The sequence below is a fragment of the Mesorhizobium sp. M0306 genome (assembly GCF_040321655.1).
In the GTDB taxonomy this organism is placed as follows: Bacteria; Pseudomonadota; Alphaproteobacteria; order Rhizobiales; family Rhizobiaceae; genus Mesorhizobium.
The window spans coordinates 31,100-47,907 of record NZ_JAMYRY010000023.1; the positions used below are offsets into that span (position 1 = coordinate 31,100).

General features: G+C 55.3%; 14 protein-coding genes. 1 reads left to right on the forward strand and 13 read right to left on the reverse strand.

Going from position 1 to position 16,808, the window contains the following annotated elements; translation table 11 throughout:
• From cysD to NKI95_RS25030, 12 genes are all read right to left on the reverse strand, one after another.
• Complete coding sequence (gene cysD, locus NKI95_RS24975; RefSeq protein WP_352719992.1) at positions 1-906, reverse strand: sulfate adenylyltransferase subunit CysD; 906 nt, start codon at positions 904-906, stop codon at positions 1-3.
• A gap of 342 nt (positions 907-1,248) precedes the next feature.
• Complete coding sequence (locus tag NKI95_RS24980; protein WP_352719994.1) at positions 1,249-2,565, reverse strand: O-antigen ligase family protein; 1,317 nt, start codon at positions 2,563-2,565, stop codon at positions 1,249-1,251.
• Positions 2,562-3,821, reverse strand: coding sequence for a tetratricopeptide repeat protein (locus tag NKI95_RS24985; protein WP_352719996.1), 1,260 nt, complete (start codon positions 3,819-3,821; stop codon positions 2,562-2,564). Before NKI95_RS24985 ends, NKI95_RS24980 begins: the two co-directional genes overlap by 4 nt.
• Positions 3,709-6,087 carry a GumC family protein gene (locus NKI95_RS24990; protein WP_352719998.1) on the reverse strand — a complete coding sequence of 793 codons (2,379 nt, stop codon included), beginning with the start codon at positions 6,085-6,087 and terminating at the stop codon, positions 3,709-3,711. The genes NKI95_RS24985 and NKI95_RS24990 overlap by 113 nt, the downstream gene beginning before the upstream one ends.
• A 53-nt stretch (positions 6,088-6,140) precedes the next feature.
• Complete coding sequence (locus NKI95_RS24995; protein ID WP_352720000.1) at positions 6,141-6,926, reverse strand: polysaccharide biosynthesis/export family protein; 786 nt, start codon at positions 6,924-6,926, stop codon at positions 6,141-6,143.
• Positions 6,926-7,735 (reverse strand): tyrosine-protein phosphatase, encoded by an 810-nt coding sequence (locus NKI95_RS25000; RefSeq protein WP_352720002.1) that lies wholly within the window; start codon positions 7,733-7,735, stop codon positions 6,926-6,928. The genes NKI95_RS24995 and NKI95_RS25000 overlap by 1 nt, the downstream gene beginning before the upstream one ends.
• A gap of 497 nt (positions 7,736-8,232) precedes the next feature.
• On the reverse strand, positions 8,233-8,709 hold the full coding sequence (locus NKI95_RS25005) for a hypothetical protein (RefSeq protein WP_352720004.1): 477 nt from the start codon (positions 8,707-8,709) through the stop codon (positions 8,233-8,235).
• Positions 8,710-9,037: 328 nt separating this feature from the next.
• Positions 9,038-9,511, reverse strand: a complete 474-nt coding sequence (locus tag NKI95_RS25010) for a hypothetical protein (RefSeq protein WP_352720005.1) — start codon at positions 9,509-9,511, stop codon at positions 9,038-9,040.
• A gap of 454 nt (positions 9,512-9,965) precedes the next feature.
• Positions 9,966-10,580: a WcaF family extracellular polysaccharide biosynthesis acetyltransferase gene (locus NKI95_RS25015; RefSeq protein WP_352720007.1), complete on the reverse strand. Its 615-nt coding sequence runs from the start codon at positions 10,578-10,580 to the stop codon at positions 9,966-9,968.
• A 62-nt stretch (positions 10,581-10,642) separates the two neighbouring features.
• Entirely contained in the window at positions 10,643-11,521 is an 879-nt protein-coding gene (locus NKI95_RS25020) for an FkbM family methyltransferase (protein ID WP_352720009.1), read from the reverse strand.
• Positions 11,522-11,568: 47 nt separating this feature from the next.
• Positions 11,569-12,711, reverse strand: a complete 1,143-nt coding sequence (locus NKI95_RS25025) for a glycosyltransferase (RefSeq protein WP_352720011.1) — start codon at positions 12,709-12,711, stop codon at positions 11,569-11,571.
• Between the two features lie 302 nt (positions 12,712-13,013).
• The gene (locus NKI95_RS25030; RefSeq protein ID WP_352720012.1) at positions 13,014-14,180 is read right to left on the reverse strand and encodes a glycosyltransferase family 4 protein; all 1,167 of its coding nucleotides are present in this window, start codon (positions 14,178-14,180) and stop codon (positions 13,014-13,016) included.
• A 290-nt stretch (positions 14,181-14,470) separates the two neighbouring features.
• Here NKI95_RS25030 and NKI95_RS25035 point away from each other — a divergent pair, with 290 nt between their 5' ends.
• On the forward strand, positions 14,471-15,334 hold the full coding sequence (locus NKI95_RS25035) for a hypothetical protein (RefSeq protein WP_352720014.1): 864 nt from the start codon (positions 14,471-14,473) through the stop codon (positions 15,332-15,334).
• Between the two features lie 80 nt (positions 15,335-15,414).
• Here NKI95_RS25035 and NKI95_RS25040 read toward each other — a convergent pair whose 3' ends face one another.
• On the reverse strand, positions 15,415-16,683 hold the full coding sequence (locus NKI95_RS25040) for an O-antigen ligase family protein (protein WP_352720016.1): 1,269 nt from the start codon (positions 16,681-16,683) through the stop codon (positions 15,415-15,417).
• Positions 16,684-16,808 lie beyond the last annotated feature (125 nt).

A 16,808-nucleotide genomic window follows, 5' to 3' on the forward strand; every position in this document is an offset into this window, starting at 1 on the left:
TCAGAAATACCCCTCGCGCTTCTTCTTTTCCATCGAGCCGGCTTCATCACGGTCGATCAGGCGACCTTGCCGCTCGGAAGTGCGCGCCGTGAGCATCTCGCCGACTATCGCCTCCAGAGTGTCGGCCTCCGAGTCGATCGCGCCGGTCAGCGGATAGCAGCCGAGCGTGCGGAAGCGCACCATTCGGTTCTGCACCGCCTCGCCCGGCCGCAGCTGCATGCGCCCGTCATCCTTCAGGATGAGCATGCCATCGCGCTCGACGACCGGGCGCTCCTTGGCGAAATATAGCGGCACGATCGGGATGTCTTCCTGGAGAATGTACTGCCAGATGTCGAGCTCGGTCCAGTTCGACAGTGGAAACACCCGGATCGATTCGCCGGCCGCGATGCGGGTATTGAAAATCTTCCACATCTCCGGCCGCTGGTTCTTCGGATCCCAGGCGTGCTGGGCGTTGCGGAACGAGAAAATGCGCTCCTTGGCGCGCGACTTCTCCTCGTCGCGGCGAGCACCGCCGAAGGCTGCATCGAACCCGTATTTGTCGAGCGCCTGCCGCAGGGCGACCGTCTTCATCACATGTGTATGGGTGTTGGAGCCGTGGTCAAACGGGTTGATGTTGTCGCGCACGCCGTCTTCATTGACATGGACCAGGAGGTCGAAGCCGAGCTTTTGCTGCATCTGGTCGCGAAAGGCGATCATCTCGCGGAATTTCCAGGTCGTGTCGACATGGAGAAAGGGAAAGGGCGGCTTGGCCGGATAGAACGCCTTCATCGCCAGGTGCATGAGCACGGACGAATCCTTGCCAACCGAATAGAGCATGACCGGCTTGGCAAAGGCCGCGGCCACCTCGCGAAAGATATGGATGGATTCAGCCTCAAGCCGCTGAAGGTGCGTTAGTGCGATATTCATGGACTGTGAGCGTTCTTTCGTACCGATCCACGGAAGGGCCTGCGTCGGAGGCGACCCTCAGCCGCCGGATTCAAACTGTACTTCTGGACAATCTATTCTCGTGCGGGCGTTCTAGCAGATCGTTTCGGTCCAGAACAATGCAAGACAGGCCTGCGGCCGAATGGTTCGGGAATGAATTTTTCATACAGCCGGCGAAATCGAGAAATTTCTGCTCAGAGAGCGATTGCACTTGGGAGGGGCGGGGAAATGTCGCCTGAGCCTCGGAACCCGACAGCCAGGAGCCGGCTCGCCTCACAGGGGTCCGCCACGGGCTGGCGACACAAGCCGCGGCGACGAAGGTCGCTAGGACGAAGTTCCGATGGGAACAAACAGCTTGTCACCGTTGTGATCGATCTCGATCACCTCACTCTTGCGGCTCAAGCGTTCCGCAAATCCTCTGTGAAATATAATGGCGTTCATAAAGGCAAACGTCATCGCCAGCGCCCCGGTTCGCAGCGGATAGTCGACCAGCGAATGAACGAGAAGAAAAGACACCGAGAGGAATGCCGCCTTCTGAAGAGGGTCACGGCGAACCCTGGCCAGTGCAGCGAAAAGCAGTACGAAATAACCTGCCATCAGCAGGATAGCCGGAATCCCACCTTCAAAAGCTATTTCAAGATATTCATTATGGGCATGATTAACGTATTGCCTAAAAATCATGCCCTCCCTTTCGTATATTTGATAGGCGTTTTGAAAATTCCCAAATCCGACGCCCGTCGCCCAATTGTCTTTGATCCCCTCGATCGTCGTTCGGGCGAATTCTCCGCGCCCGAACGCCGGATCAATTGCCTCCACGTCGATCTTCGTCCACGCGCCCATCGTATAGATCGAAAGCCCAACAAAAATCAGCAGAACGCTGAATCCGCTCGCCCTTGAACGGGCTGAGAGAAAGATCACAGACAATACCGTGATCGCTAACCCGATCAGAATACCGGCACGCGAACCGGCCGCCAAAAGCAGCAGCAGAAGTGTGACCAATCCAAGCGACCCCGACAAAAGGCGCCCACGGAAGAGGCCATGATAAACGACGAAGGGGATCGAGACAAAAAGCAAAGCAGCGAAATGATTTCGGTTCGCAAAAAGCCCGGCGTTGATCGTGAAAGGCAACAGTCCCTTAATAGCGACATCGTCGGAGAGCGAATATTGAATCGCTCCCGCCAATCCATTGCAGATCACGCCCATGAAGAAGAATGGAAGAAGCGCGCTGACCTGCTCGGCACGCAAACGCAATGCGGCCAAACAAAACGCTGCAGCGGCCAGAAGATAAAGCAGGCATTCGACCGTGCGGCCGACCCCAACGCTGATGAAGCGAAATCGGCTTTCTCCAACCCAGGGATGTCCGAGTAGCTGCCCCGCCCGCAACCCGTTAAATATGCCCGCAGGCAGTGGGACGATTTGCAAAACCGCCAGCGCCACGGCGGAAACCAGCAGCCACAGAACAGGCCGGGGGATTCTCTGGCCGGGAGCTTGCGAAAGGACCGCTGCCGCCGACACTATTGCCGCGACCTCGATCAGTGTGTCGGTATAGAGGCCGCTTGCCGTACCACCACCGATCAGCAGCGATACAAACAAGACCGAGCCGAGGAGATATTTATCCCATTCCGACGGCCGGTCATTCAAGATGGAAGTCTTTCGATGCTCAATTTGTGCATGACCAACGTTCCCACATATCGAAATCGCCAGCTCTCTGCAATGGCGGCCGTCTTCAGCGTCAACACTTGCATGGGGCAGTCAGTCGGCTCAACCGAGAAATCCTGACTCAGAGTTCGTCGGTTGAATGTCCCCTCCGGAATGTTGAACCGTGCTATCTCGCCGCTCGGGCCCAGGCATCTAATCGACCAGAACAACTCCTTTGGAAGCTTCAGGTTTCGTGCAGAGGCAATCAGTGAAATTTTGTACACACCCGGAGGCAGCGCAACATACTGCTGAAGAGCTGTGTTCTTGACCGGCGTGTTCAAGAACCGAACCGTAGCTCCGCCCTCGCCCTCCACCGCGTCGTGGGACGTGGCAAATGTCACTTCCAAGCCCGACTGATCGCGGACCTGCCAATCGAAGGGTTTGCCGCCCGAAACCGGCTCAAAGGTGCCGTTGAAAATATATCCCACTAACTTACGCTCTTGCTCGGACAGGCTGAAAAGAAACAGCCGATAGGCCGGTCCATAGTCCTGTTGGCGAAAATAGCCGTTTATGACGGCGGTCAGTTCGCCCGAATTCGGTGGCGCGTTTGATCCGGTCAAGTCGAGCAGCAGCCGATTTGCGAAATCGAGACCCTCGGGGGTTTTGCTAAGGGCATAGATCAGACTGGCTCTCCAGGGCGCCTCCCCCCTGATGGCGGTCAGCACGGCTTGATACCCGCTAGGATTTAAGAGGATTGTCGGTAGGCCATCCGAGATCGTCGGAAATTGGTCTGGCCACCGCCGGAGCAATATGTCGATCTCGCCGACGGCCTTTGACAAATCACCTGCCTCGGTCGCGTGGCCAATTGACCTCTGGAGTGCATGGATTTCTGTCTTGGATAATCTCAGCGCCTGATCGAAAAGCCTATTGGCTTCGTCTTTTTCGCCTTGCCGGTATTTGATCTCACCGATCAGGCTATAGAGACGTGCGTCGGCCAGGTTGAAACGAAGCGCATCCTCGGCCCTGGTAAGTAGGGCCTCTAGGTCCGGAGCGTCATTCGAGTCGTTCAGATCGCTGGTGATCTCGCCTATCAGCGCATCGACGTTCAGCGGATCCAGCGCAAGAGAAACGGCTGGTGTGTCCGTTTCAAGAAACCGACTTAGCCCGATCGACGAAGCCGCCAATACTAGAACGGAGGCGACGAACCAAACGCTTGAACGCCGGAGATTTTGCATAAGCGGGCTGGTCTGCTCCATCATTCACTTTGCCCTCAATCTTCGCTGTATCCGCGCCATAACTATAATATTGGAAGTTCATGTACTTATAGGCGTAGTTATAGTCGAACTTGTTCACCGCGAATTTTGACATCGCGGCTCCAACAACGTTGGCACCGGCGGCTCGCATGCGCTTCAACGCCGCCTTCGCCGATTTGCGTGTCACCTGATTGGTGGAGATGACCATCAATGTCCCTTCGGCAAGCCGACTGAGGATTGGCGCGTCCGAGAGGCCGACGATCGGCGGCGCGTCGATGATTACAACATCGAACCGCTTCCCGAGATTGGTAATGATCAGAGCCATCTTCGGCGAAGAGAGCAGATCGGCGGGATTTGGAGGAATCGTTCCAGAAGTCAAAACGGTGACATTTGGATATTTCGTCGCCCTGAAAATGCTCGCTAGATCCTCTTTGCGGACAGTGTTCGTCAGCAGATTGCTCAGGCCGATTGTATTGTCCAGACCAAACAGGCGGTGAAGATTCGGTTTCCGAAGGTCCCCGTCGACAATGAGAACTCTAGCGCCCAGCGCGGCAAAATCCTGTCCGAGCTTGAATGAAGTGGTTGACTTACCTTCCGAGGGCTCCGAACTCGTGACAACCAGCGATCGTGGCGCGCCTTCCGCACCGGAGAATTGCAACGATGTACGAAGCGAGCGATAGGCCTCTGACAGCCCGGACTTCTGATCGGCGATAGCGGCCACGAGTTCCCGGTCATCGACAAGCGGCAAGATGCCGAGCATTGCCAGTCCCAGCTCTTTTTCAACCTGCTCGGGATTGGTAAAGGTGTTGTTCAACAGCTCGATGACATAGATGATCGACGCGCTCAGAGCCAGGAAAAGCGCCAGCGCGATCGCGACGTTGATGCTCAGGCGCGGCGAATATGGGCTATTCGGCTGGGTGGCAAAATCCACGATTGCGGCGGTTTGTGTCTTGAGTTCTGAGCTGACCCCAACCTCGTTCAGCTTGGCGATAAGGCTGTCGTATTGCGACCGGTTTGAATCCACTTCGCGCTTCAGGATCGTGTATTTTATGTTCTTGTCGTTGAAGATAACCTGCTGCTTTTCCATTTCGGCAAGTTTGGCCTTCAGATCGACCTCCTTGTTCTGTGCCTCCTGGTATTTCAACCGCAGCGAATCGGTTATCGCGAGGACGCCGTTATTATAAAGCCGCTGCAACTCCTTGATCTGCGATTGGAGCTGCTGCATCTCCGGAAAACCAGGCTTGAGAATACCCAACTTTTGCTGGTACTGGCTAGTCAAGTCTGCCAGCTTGTCACTGAGTTTTTGTAGACCTTCGCTTTCCAGGACGGGGGCCAAGCTCGAACCGCGGCCTTTATCTATTTGATCCACGACCCGCCCTGCATCGAGACGGTCCTGGATTGCTGTCGCAAGGGCGGTGTTCAACGCCTCGATATTCGATCCTATCAGTGACTTGTCGTCACCGGTTATCGTGATGCCGGCATCCTTCGCATAAGCGACCAACTCCTCTTCGGATTTCTGGAGCTTTTGCTTTACTTGCAAAACCTGTTCCTGGATGAACTGCCGTGCCAAGTCGGACGTTTCGCTGGTCTGATCGAGGCGTTGGTCAATAAAGCTTTGTGCAACCTGATTGGCTACATCACTTGCATATTTCGGCTTCTGATCGACAAACGTGATCGATAGCAGGCTCGTGTTGGCGACAACATTGACGGTTAGATCCCTTAGAATGCGCCCGATCGCAATTGCTTCGCGTTGCTCCGGAGTTCTCTCCTCAATGGAGGGCGATTTGGAAATTCCAAATGCACGATAAAAGATATTACCGAGGGAAAAGTCCGGAGTAGGGAACAGGAAGTCTGGCTTTTCGCTAAGCCCTAGCTGGAAGACAACGCGCTGGGCCAATGCACGGCTTTTCAGCTTTTCACGAGCCGTCAGGAAGGCCCGGACGTCCGCGTTTTCAGAAACCACCTCGATGTCCTGGAAGACCTTGGCCGAAGGAACCAGTACCTCCAATTGCGTGGTTGCCTGGTACTTTGGCGTTTGCATCATGGTAATGACGACGCCGGCGACAAGCCCAGCTGCTACCATCATAACTATGAGCCAACGGTACTGGACAACGTAAAAGAGCAGCTTTAGCGGGCTGAAGCCCTCGTCCTGCTCCGAGTGGTCGCGACCATAGGGGCTATAGTTTTGCGCACCGTCGTAATAGAGGTCGGCGGATAACGCCTGGCTATGTCCTGGGCCTGCAATTTGATGCTGTCTACTGCGATCGAGCATGGTGCGAGGTAATCCTAGGTTTTGTCTGTATTTCCGAAAAATCCGAGTGCGATTTATAGTCCTGGGATCACCGCAAGTCGGGCTGCACTCGAGGCGACACCGAGCGCGTCCTTGAGATTATTCATCGCGATTTTCGATTTCGAGGCAAATACGACAATCTTGTCGCCACCATAGATGCGTGGATTGCGACTCTTGCCACCACGAATCTCCTCGACGTTGTAATTAGCAACCAATGTGTTTGGGCCGATATTGCGATAGACAAAGACCTTTTTTGCGTCCCCAACGGTATTGAACCCTCCGGCAAGGGCGATCGCATCGATGAGAGAAGAATTGCTCGACACCGGATAAATGCCGGCCCTGTTGACTTCGCCATCGACGGTTATGCGCTGGCCGATCGATTCCTTGATGAAAATCGTGACGTCAGGAGACTGCAGGTATTTGGCGCCATAAGTGGTCTCGATCTCCTGCTCCAACTGCCGGACGGTCTTCCCTGCCGCGGTAACGGTGCCAATAAGCGGAAGCGAAATCTGGCCGGCGGAGTCGACTTGAACCGTTCTGTTCAAGTTGTCGACCTGAAACACGTTCACCTCGAGCACATCGTTCGGAGACAGAGGCTGCTCGCTGCCGTTCTGTGTATTTTGCGGTGCAGGCAGTTCCTTCACAACCCGCAGAGCGCCGCCGCCTGAAAGTGGCGTGGATGCTGATGTCAATTGCAGCGCATCGACCGAAGTCGACGAAGATGGTGTCGTCGACGAGGTGCTCGTGCATGCCGACATCGCGAGGGAAGCGAGCAGGGCCAAAACCGTGCCCATACGGCTTGCGAAGCGGAAAAAGCACATCACGCTGTCCCGCCCTTGAACAAACGGCCAAATCCCCCAAACCGGCTGGCGTTGGCAGTGTTTCGATTTTTCTGACGTGCCTTTCCAACCGGCTCGATGGGCCGGTTCGCCAAGATTTCGCTTGGACGTTTCAGCACCATATTGCGGGCCTCGTCTTCGCCACATCGCTTGGCAGCCGCAGCAACCGCCTGTGAAAGCCCAGGACGCCGGCGTGATGCGCTATGAGTATCCGATGCGATGATATCCACCCTGCCCTCGTCAATCAGCTTTTCCGAATAATAAAGCGCCGTGCGTCCAAAAGCACCAACAATCGAGTCTGCGGTAAGCTGGATAAGGCAGCCCATCGCATTCAACCTCTCGATAACGTCGTAATTCGTTTTGATCCAGGTCAAACGCTCGGGGTGAGTAAGAATCGGGATGAAACCGGCGTTTATGAGGCGTAGGGCGAGATCCTCCATTCGCGGAGGTAAAACATGATGCGGCGGTTCGAACAGAAAATAGCGTGACCTGTTTAAGGTTGGCACGCTGCCACCCGCTAGTTGGTCCGGAAGATTCGGTGCTATGTGAACATCGGCGCCGACGTAGAGAGCGAGTGGTATAGCAGCGCGGCGCAGCGCCTGGTGCAACTCTTGAACCGCCCGGACAATATTCGATGTTCCGTTTTCGTATACGCCCGGCGTCACGTGCGGCGTGCACGCCATGTGGGTCGTTCCGTCGGCAACCGCCAGCCGAGCCATTTCCAGCGATTCGGCAAGATTGGGTGAGCCGTCGTCGAGGCCGGGCAAGATATGGGAATGTAGATCGATCATCGGCGTTTGCGGCTGCAACGAAGCAACATGGTGACATCCTCGCAAAAAACCACAAATGCATCACCCGCAAGACAGCGAGTGACGCATTTGTCAAGCTCATGCAATAGGATGAATGGTGGGCCCCAGCTACTGGCTGACAGAGTCGTCATTATGCAGGCCGATGATCAGCGCCGCGCCGCCGCTTAAAGCGCCAGAAACCCGCTCGAAAGGGCCGGAACTCAAACAGGCAACGCCTGCAATCGTTGATACACAAAAGAAAACGGGACCAAGCGGTTGGCGGAGCTTCATTTTCGTCCCTCTAGAAACCTGTGGCCTGACCCGCCAACGCAATCGCCCAAGACGAATTACTTTGGCGCCAGATCAAAGCAATAGAGCGACACGGTTAACAAAATTTCGCGAAGCTAGAACCGTCCGAGCGGAAACATCTCCATCGACATCAGCAGGCATCAACACAGTAGAGGCGCTCGCCCCTGCTGCCGCCGTTTGTTAGCACCCGCTTACTGGCTGACCCCGTGGTCTTTATCAGCCGTTGCAGCCAGAATACCGGCCCCAAGAGCCATGCCACCAAAGATGTAGAGCGGCGTGTTGTTATTATTGTTGGAACCACCCGTTTGGGCAGTCTGCTCAGAACCGAGGACATTGAGGCAAATCTTGTTCTCGACACGGGAAATGTCGAGGGTCGAATTGGCCGGCACGCTCAAATTGCAGCCGCCAACATGGACCGAAGCCGAGCCCTTGCCGCCAACCACGACGCGGCTGCCGAAATCCAGAGCGCCGCCCGCTTGAGCCGGGCCATAGCCAGCAACCTGCGAGATCATTACATCGCCATCGACGTGACCGATTGATCCAATCGGGCCTACGCCCTGATAGGCGGTTGCACAGGTGCACGATGCATCCTGCGCGAAAGACTGCACCGGGGTGAAGCCGGCCAACGCAACAACTCCGGCCAACGCACTTTTCACAACTGGGTTCATCCGCATCAATCCTTCTGTCCCACGTTACCTGAGGCCCACCCAACCACCAAGCTATTCATCAGCGCGTAACAGCTTTCTGCGCCAATTCCAACCTATTTCGCATATGCGAGATAATTTTTGGTTTCAGTGTGATTGATAGAACACACCGTCAGAATATCTTAATAAGTCATCTTTACAGCCGGCCAATGGCAGGCTACCGGCGGGCCGACCGATCTGCCATTCCTTGTGGCCGCTGACGCTACCGTCCCTCAGACGCATTATACAAAACCTTGCAATCGACAATGTCTCTGACACCATCCATCCAGCCTTCTTGCATTCGAGGCAAGAACTACGAGTCTTGCGCGCAAGACTTGTAGGTCGAGCCCGCCTGCGCCGGCTGTCCGCACAGGATACCGGCCTCGACGAGCTTTGTAGCCAGATCCGTGCCGTCGGAGGTGAGGCACTGCACCACGACGGCATCACGGAATTTCGGCGCGATATTGCCGTCGCATGGTGTCCCGGCGCCGACCGGCTTACAGGTCAAGGCGAGCCCTTGATAGTCGCGGCGCGCGGCCTCTGTGACGATGACGCGCATGGATTGAGGCTTGGCAAACGCGACACCGCAGAGCACAATCTTGTGACCGGCGACACGCAGATCGTCGATCGACTGGACAACAAGCTTGCCATCGAACGGTGTGAGGACCGCGACCGGCTTTGACGCCGGCGCGCGAATATTTGTTCCCTTGTTGATGGCGATGAAGAGAAAGCCACCCGCAAACGCCAGCGCCACGAAAGCAAACACCGCTGTCATTTTGATCGACACGTCCCTACCCCCATTTGACATCAACGCGTGACAGTTTTGGGCGCGACAGTTTTGGTCTTTTCAAACCAGGCGAGGAGCGCTGCCGGGTAGCGCCGGCGGCGGAGCTGTTGCCGACATCACAGTATGCCGACGCCTCTCGCCGACACAACGCGGGCGCTGTCCGCTGTCCAGGAGACGCTGCGCCAGGGCTTCCGCGTTGTCTGGCGTGAAGAAGAGGGCGTGCGGAGCCTACTCGCGATTCAGCGGAAGACCGCGACATGGCGCTCCCAGCGGCTTCGCCTCTTCAACGGTGATCGACCACCCTTCAAAGTGGAACGGATTCAGCCGCGGCTTCGAAATGTGACGTGATGCCGTAGTGAATGGTGATATTGGATGCCGTCCGCGTATCGTCAGTTCGAACCTGCCACCGCACGGGAAATTTATCTCCGTGACATTTCGACTCGAGGACACACGATCAAGCAATTTGTCGAAGCTCCCGGCTTGCAGCGACCACTGCAGGGTTTCCTCTGTAAACGGTCCAGGCCGCTAAATTGCTAGTCGCAACACTACAAATTGTCAGAACCGCACCCTCGCCGACCGTCACCCCCGGCCCCACGACAGCTTTCGCCGCTATCCAAGCACCGTTGTCGATTTGTATTTTGCGCGCCTTCAGATCGAATGTCGGAGAATTCCAATCGTGACTCCCTGTACATAGATAGGCGCCCTGTGACAGGCAACAGTTGTCGCCTATGAAGACTGTAGCCAGATTGTCGATCCAAACCTCCTCACCAATCCAGGTGTCGGCACCGATTGTGAGTCGCCAAGGAAATTTCACTCGCACACCCGGTTTAATAACAACACCATCCCCAATATTCGCACCGAACAGCCGCAAGAGAAACCGGCGGTGTGAGCTCCCCGGCAGCCAAGAACTCACGAACAGGGCAGACAGAAGGGTCCATAGCGCTTCGATCGGTAGGCTACGTCCACGCGCGAATTCTGCATTACGAAAATCCCTCAGGCGGATGGCCAGGGGCAGACCCGGCTGTGACGTTCGAGCCTCGTCTACGGAAGAAGCCATACCCTTTTTCACTCGATCTTTCCTGCATCTTCGTTTATGACATGCGACGATTCGCATCGTCGTTGGAATCAAAGTCAGAATAACTCATCGATCGCACGTTCCCAATTGGCGATCTCCGCACGAAGGGCGTACAGAAAGTTAGCTACTCCATCTCGGTGATAGCAATTATAGCCCGCTTCCCGAAGAATACTGTCAGTGAACTTGATATCAGCCCGTGTTTTTGTAGAAGGAAAAAGCAGCCCGTCGAACTCAACCAGCAACTGCTTCGGGCGAAGCCCCTTTTCGATGATGTCCCGAATAACGGAGATCTCCGCTCCTTCGATGTCAAGTTTCAGCATTTCGAGTTGCTCAATGTCATTCTCTTCAAGTATATCCTGGAGGGTGACAGCATGGACATCAATATAGCCGTCCGGTTGATCCAATCGCTGGCCATGTTGTATATTGACTATGGAGTGCGAAACGTGACGAGCGTCTTGAGGTGCAAAGAATCTAACCACCTCGCGTTTGCACCAAATAGCCCTCTCGACCAACACGATCTGGCTAGGAAAGATGTTGCTTAGATCGTAGTTTCCGACCGATTGACTCCCGCAATGCCCGCAACCTTCGTCGCCCGGCCGACCTTGGCGAATACGCTGTATCACCGATGTAACGTGTTCGACAGCGCGCGGCGTCGGATCGACGATTACAATGGAACAACCAAGTTCGCTGGCCATGCTGATGTCAAATGAAACATCCTCACCAGCCCCACAGCTGACGATTTTGCTGCCTCGCAATGAAGCGATTTCGAAAACCGTCCAGCCGCCGTAACGAGTACCGAATCGCTTCAGGGTTAGTCTTGTTGAACTAATTTCAATTTTTGGCGAATGCCACCAGATCTGAAGCTTTCTGCGCGCACCATTCACCGCAGAGCCAACACCCTCTTGTCGCAACTTCGTGACAATCCTGCTGAGCATGAAATACTTCATCCTTATGGAGGCGCGACGTGCTGTCAGCCACGCGATCAATCGATGCGAACGCAAGGCGGTTCCGCCGCGCGATCGTCCAGCCAGCGGTACACGCCCACTAAGGACTGAGCAATTGCCGGCCAGCAAAAGTCTCGGGCAACCCATTCCGCCCCACGTGCACCCATGCTGAGCCGTTGGTCCGAGCTCAGTGACATAGCCTGGTGCAGTGTTGCAGATAACGGCTCGATTCCGTGGTCGATCCACCAACCGCAGCGGTTATCTTCCAGCCCGTGCCAGGGTGCTCCCTTCGTCGAGATAACAGGAGTCCCGCAAGCCAGGCTCTCGGCAACTGTCAGCGCAAAATTGTCATTGAGTGTCGGCAACACGAAAACTTCGGCATCTCGCATCAGCGCGTACTTCGCATCACCATAAACGGGCGCCTCAAATCGGACATTCTTTACGCCGGCATTGTCGGCCAGTTCTCGCAGTGCTTTCATGTGCCCGACCTCGTCGGGCCCAACAATTCTTAGATGCCAATTGGGGAAGCTGCGTTCGACATACTTCCAGGCAATTATAAGGCGGTCGAGCCCTTTCTTGGGATGCACGCGGCCCAGCGAAAGAACATAGGGATACACGGCTTTATTCCTCGATGCACGCTTTGCCGCGCTTGGCAGCACGATCCCGTTCGGAATAATTGCAACCGGGTGAGAGAGCCCATAGTCTCGAACTTCCGCGTGTTCCTGTTCGCTCGTAACATGGATGGACCTGGCAGAAGCAAAAACTGCATTTTGGTAAAGTGCGCTTGTGAGCCGCTTTTTTGATCGCGAATAACGCAGGGCCGCAGCTCCTAACATTCCATGCGGCGAGATCATGTAGGGACGCCCCGTTGAGCGGGACCACTGCAGGACAGAGCGCGACGGGTGCATCCATAGTCCGTGGACGTGGACGACATCGGGCGCCCACTCAATAATACGGCGAACCATCTCGGGTGCATAACCGAGGGGTGCGGGTCCGAGTACCGGGAGCGCGAGGGCTTGGGCGCCTGACCAGGCTTCGCGGTCGCCATCGAGCCACAGCCGATCTTCAAGTCCAAATACCGACACCTCAACTCCAGCATCGGCCAGGTTGCGCGATAACGCCTCCACCACAACAGAAACACCGCCGCCGGCTTTCGACAGCCAACTTGTCGCAAACGCCACTCTCACAACGGCCACTCAGGGCCGTTGGTGCCAGGCACCATAGCGGAACTGGTTACCTCAACCATGGCAATTACGCCTAACCCCCAGCACATGACGCACTTTGACTTCGCTGCCCTCAACGTAGCATCGCAGATCGCGTTTTGGTCAGCGTTGTTGTAGGTGTTCAGCTAAGCTACCCCACTCTGATTCATCAAGTACACGTTTCAAGTGATGCGAACCATGACAATTTTGGCCGCGGAAAACTTTTTGTGTCTGGGCCGACACCGCCAGCGAGCATTGGGCTTTGCATGGCATCTTTGAGCCTAAAGACCGTGCCGGGCACGAGATCTCCAACGCTTATATCTTCCGACTTTCGTCTTACTTCCAGCAACAACCTGCTCGATTGCTGAGCAGAAGCGCTCCGCCATGTCGGTGGCATTGAATGTCACGGCCGTAGTCTCGGCCGCTGAACGCGACATTTCAGTTAGTCCAGTTTGATTAGCTAATAGGGCGGCAATGGTGGTTGCTAAAGTACTAGCCTCGCCTCGCTGGAACGTCACACCGTTCCTGCCAGGTTTTAATGCCGCAATTTCGGGCATATGCGCCCATCGATTATCATGCACGATGGCCGGTAGGCCATAACTCAGGCCATGTATCAAGCTAAGTCCCACGCTGCCTGGATAGACGAAGGCCTTGCACTGATTGGCAACAGTTGCGATTTGCTTCTCATCCACTGTGGCACCGTGCCATGCGACACGATCGGTTATACCGATATCAGCACATCTCTTGCGCAGGCGCGCCTCGTCATGTCCGCTTCCAATCACATCCAACGTGACACCCTGACAATTGGGTAAAGAGAGCGCATCGAGTAGAATATCGAGCTCCGCCTTCGGCGTGATTCGACCAATGAATAAAAGGTCACGTGGGCGGCGCGCTATCGAATACACTGTTCGAAGGCGGACAATTTCGTCAGTTTCAATACCGTTGTTGAGTCCAAATGCAGGCTTTTTCCTCCGATCGCCACCGCCGGCATAATACTCATCAACTTCTTGTTCTGTATAAAACACAATGGCATTTGGTACACGCATCAAGGCGTAACGGATTGCGGCGCCCCAGGACCGGCTTGTGGCACTCCAATAGTGCCCCCACCAGATTGTATGCGCGCCCAACAACAGCCCCTTGAAGAGGAGGACAACGGTCGAGAGGTTGCGAGGCGCACCGCATATAACCAGTACATCGCCACGCCTGACCGCTATCGAGCTTGCGCCTTCTTGCCAATCCAGTCCTAGCAGGAGCGGCCGCATGCGACCCAAGTCGCGCTGCCAACTCGGCCTATCTTCTTCAGCTAGAACGTCAGATAGAACGCCTAGCTCCTGCTGATTCGATGCATAAACAACGAAAGTCGATCCGAGTTTGTTCGCCATACGCTCGAATAGAGCGCGCCGGTAATTCGGTATGGCAGGTTGGACGATGGTGATGTGCCGTTTCATGTCGATCGTCCCGAATTTAACATCACCAAGGCGTTATGGTCCGGCTCACGCTATACGCCGCCAAAAGTCTTTTACAAGGCTCTGCGCGACAGGGCTTTGGCCGTCGTTAGACTCGCATAATCGGCCCGTCCACCATTCCAGGCAATAACTTCAGGCCTGGGTGAGAAGCACTGCCCTCGCCCCTGCGGCAGCGAGTCGATCACGCTTCCGTAAGGACGTTGTTCTGGGTGTTCAGCTACGCTACCGTTTCCTGACTCGTCAAGTTTAGCTGCTCATGAGGAACTCTAACTATGCGAATCTCGGCCGCGCAAAAATTCGCGAGTGGGCAATACTGGATACTCGGCGTCATGTTTTTCACGGCAGTATTCTTCATAATTTCGATTCTAGCCGGCTCATGGCCCGCAATGGCGCAGACGCGCGCACCATTCAGGCTTTTCGAGGCTCTGACGTTCGTTGGAGGCCCCCCCGACTTCCATTCGTTCGGTTTCGAGCATCTTACGATCGCCTCCCCTCACGTTCTGGGACCAGATGTTCCCGACGCCGGCCAAGTAGAGAAAGCGTTGGCATTGCCGAGGAGCAACGAATTTCTCGCCATCGACATCGAGAGCTGGCGCTTGATAGGACCGGATCAAGCATCCTCCATCGCGAAATACCAGAGGACGCTTAGCGCCTTCAGAAAGGCGGACCCGAGCGTCAAGCTCGGCCTCTATAGCATGTTGCCATTCAGGGACTATTGGAGAGCGATCGGCCATCAGGGTGCTGCTGCACGGGACGAATGGAAGCAGCAAAACACCATCATCGCGTCCTCCCTAATCCCTTATGTCGATACGCTCTACCCCTCCCTCTATACGTTCTATGGCGACAAGGACGCCTGGGTCGTTTATGCTCAAGCCAATATTGAGGAAGCACGAAGAATCTCGCAAGGAAAACCGGTCTACTGCTTTCTGTGGCCGCAGTTTCGTAAGACGCTTGCTTTTCTGCCGGGCGATTATTGGTATGCCGAACTGGACACGTGCAGGAGGCTGGCCGACGGGATCGTGATCTGGGGCACCATTGGCCGAAATTCGCCATATTGGCCAGCGAAATGGGATGAAAAAGCGGAGTGGTGGCAAGCTACCTTGAGATTCCTGAGCGAGCTTGACCGAACTCCTTAGCCGCGGACCAACGGGTTGCAAGTCTTATGCACGGGCGTTACATGTCCGACGCATTTGCCTTGCAGCGAAATACGTCCAGTTTATCTGGCGCCGCTGAGAGCGCCGAACTGCGGATATGAGCGCTCCATCACGCGTCGGTGTGCCCACACGTCAAATGACCTCATGGCATTGACGCGGAAGATCAAGACCGTGACGGCAATCCAAAGGAACGCTGCGCCCCAGAGCGCCCCTGAAAATTGCGCTCCGACGAAGGCTTGCGTGGTCAAAAGCGGCAGCAGCACCAAGCGCCTGCCGACCAAGAACTTTATCCCTGTCGCTATCTTCACCAAAACGGGGACGAATATCGCCATGCCGACAAGCCCCATGTCTTGGAGGATTTCTACGAACATATTGTGGGGATATGCGAAGAAAGGCAGTTGCGTCCCGTAGCCCAGCAACGGGTTTTGCCGAAACAGTTCCCACGACAATGTAATCGCTTCCAAGCGTGCCGTCGTTGAATTGTTTGCTGCAGTTCCAGTCGCTGTCAAATGGAACTTGTCGAGCAACGGTGTCATATCCGTGGTCGCAAATACCAATACCACGCCGGCTATAAACAACCAACCCATAATCATGGTCATGAATCTGGGGCGGAGCATCGGAAACAAGATAATACAACACGCCAGGGCGACAATTGGACCGCGAGCAGCAGCCAGATACATGGTGAATGCCGCGGCCACGGCAACAGAAAAGATTGCGAATTTGAAAATCTTTCTCTGTGGGATTCTTATCAGAGTGTATGAGGCGATAAGGGTAGTCAGGCCGGCATGGCCTATAGAAATAGGATTCAAGCGTTCGAGATAAAGTCGGTCCGAATTGTCGGTCATCACGGCAATAGATCCGCTATACTGGAGCCCAACGATACCAGCCACCGTCAATGCCCCAACGGCAAGAACGGCCCATGCCACGTTGATCTCCGACCATCTGTTCGTTGACAGGGCCAGAAAAGCACACGGCACGACCGAAGCGGTCAGGGCAAATACAAGACCTAGCGGCGCCTTACCGATCCCGGAGTTGGCATCAAGGCCAAGCTTCAACATGTAAAGCCCGACAAAATAAAACAACCATATGTTTCCGAAGCGCCAAGCTTTTTGCCGATCCGAAAACAAAAACGACAGCCCACAGAGGACAATTACCAGAATGCGGAAGACGATCGAAAGAACTCCATCATCTCTTCCGGTCAACGATGAAAGGATTGCGACTAACGGATAGCCTGCAATCGCCAGGGCAAAACTCCAGGCCCACAAATCCTTATAGACCGGAACGGGTCTTCTGATATGCATGACGATGACGGCACCTGTTGGAACATCCATATCGATATCATGTCTCTTCCAATTGAGACAATGGGCCGGCGCCGGCCAGCTGGTGTGCGGCGCCGAAGAGCCGCTCTCGCATCATGCCGCACCTAAGGCTTACCGTCGCTATGCAACGCGACGAA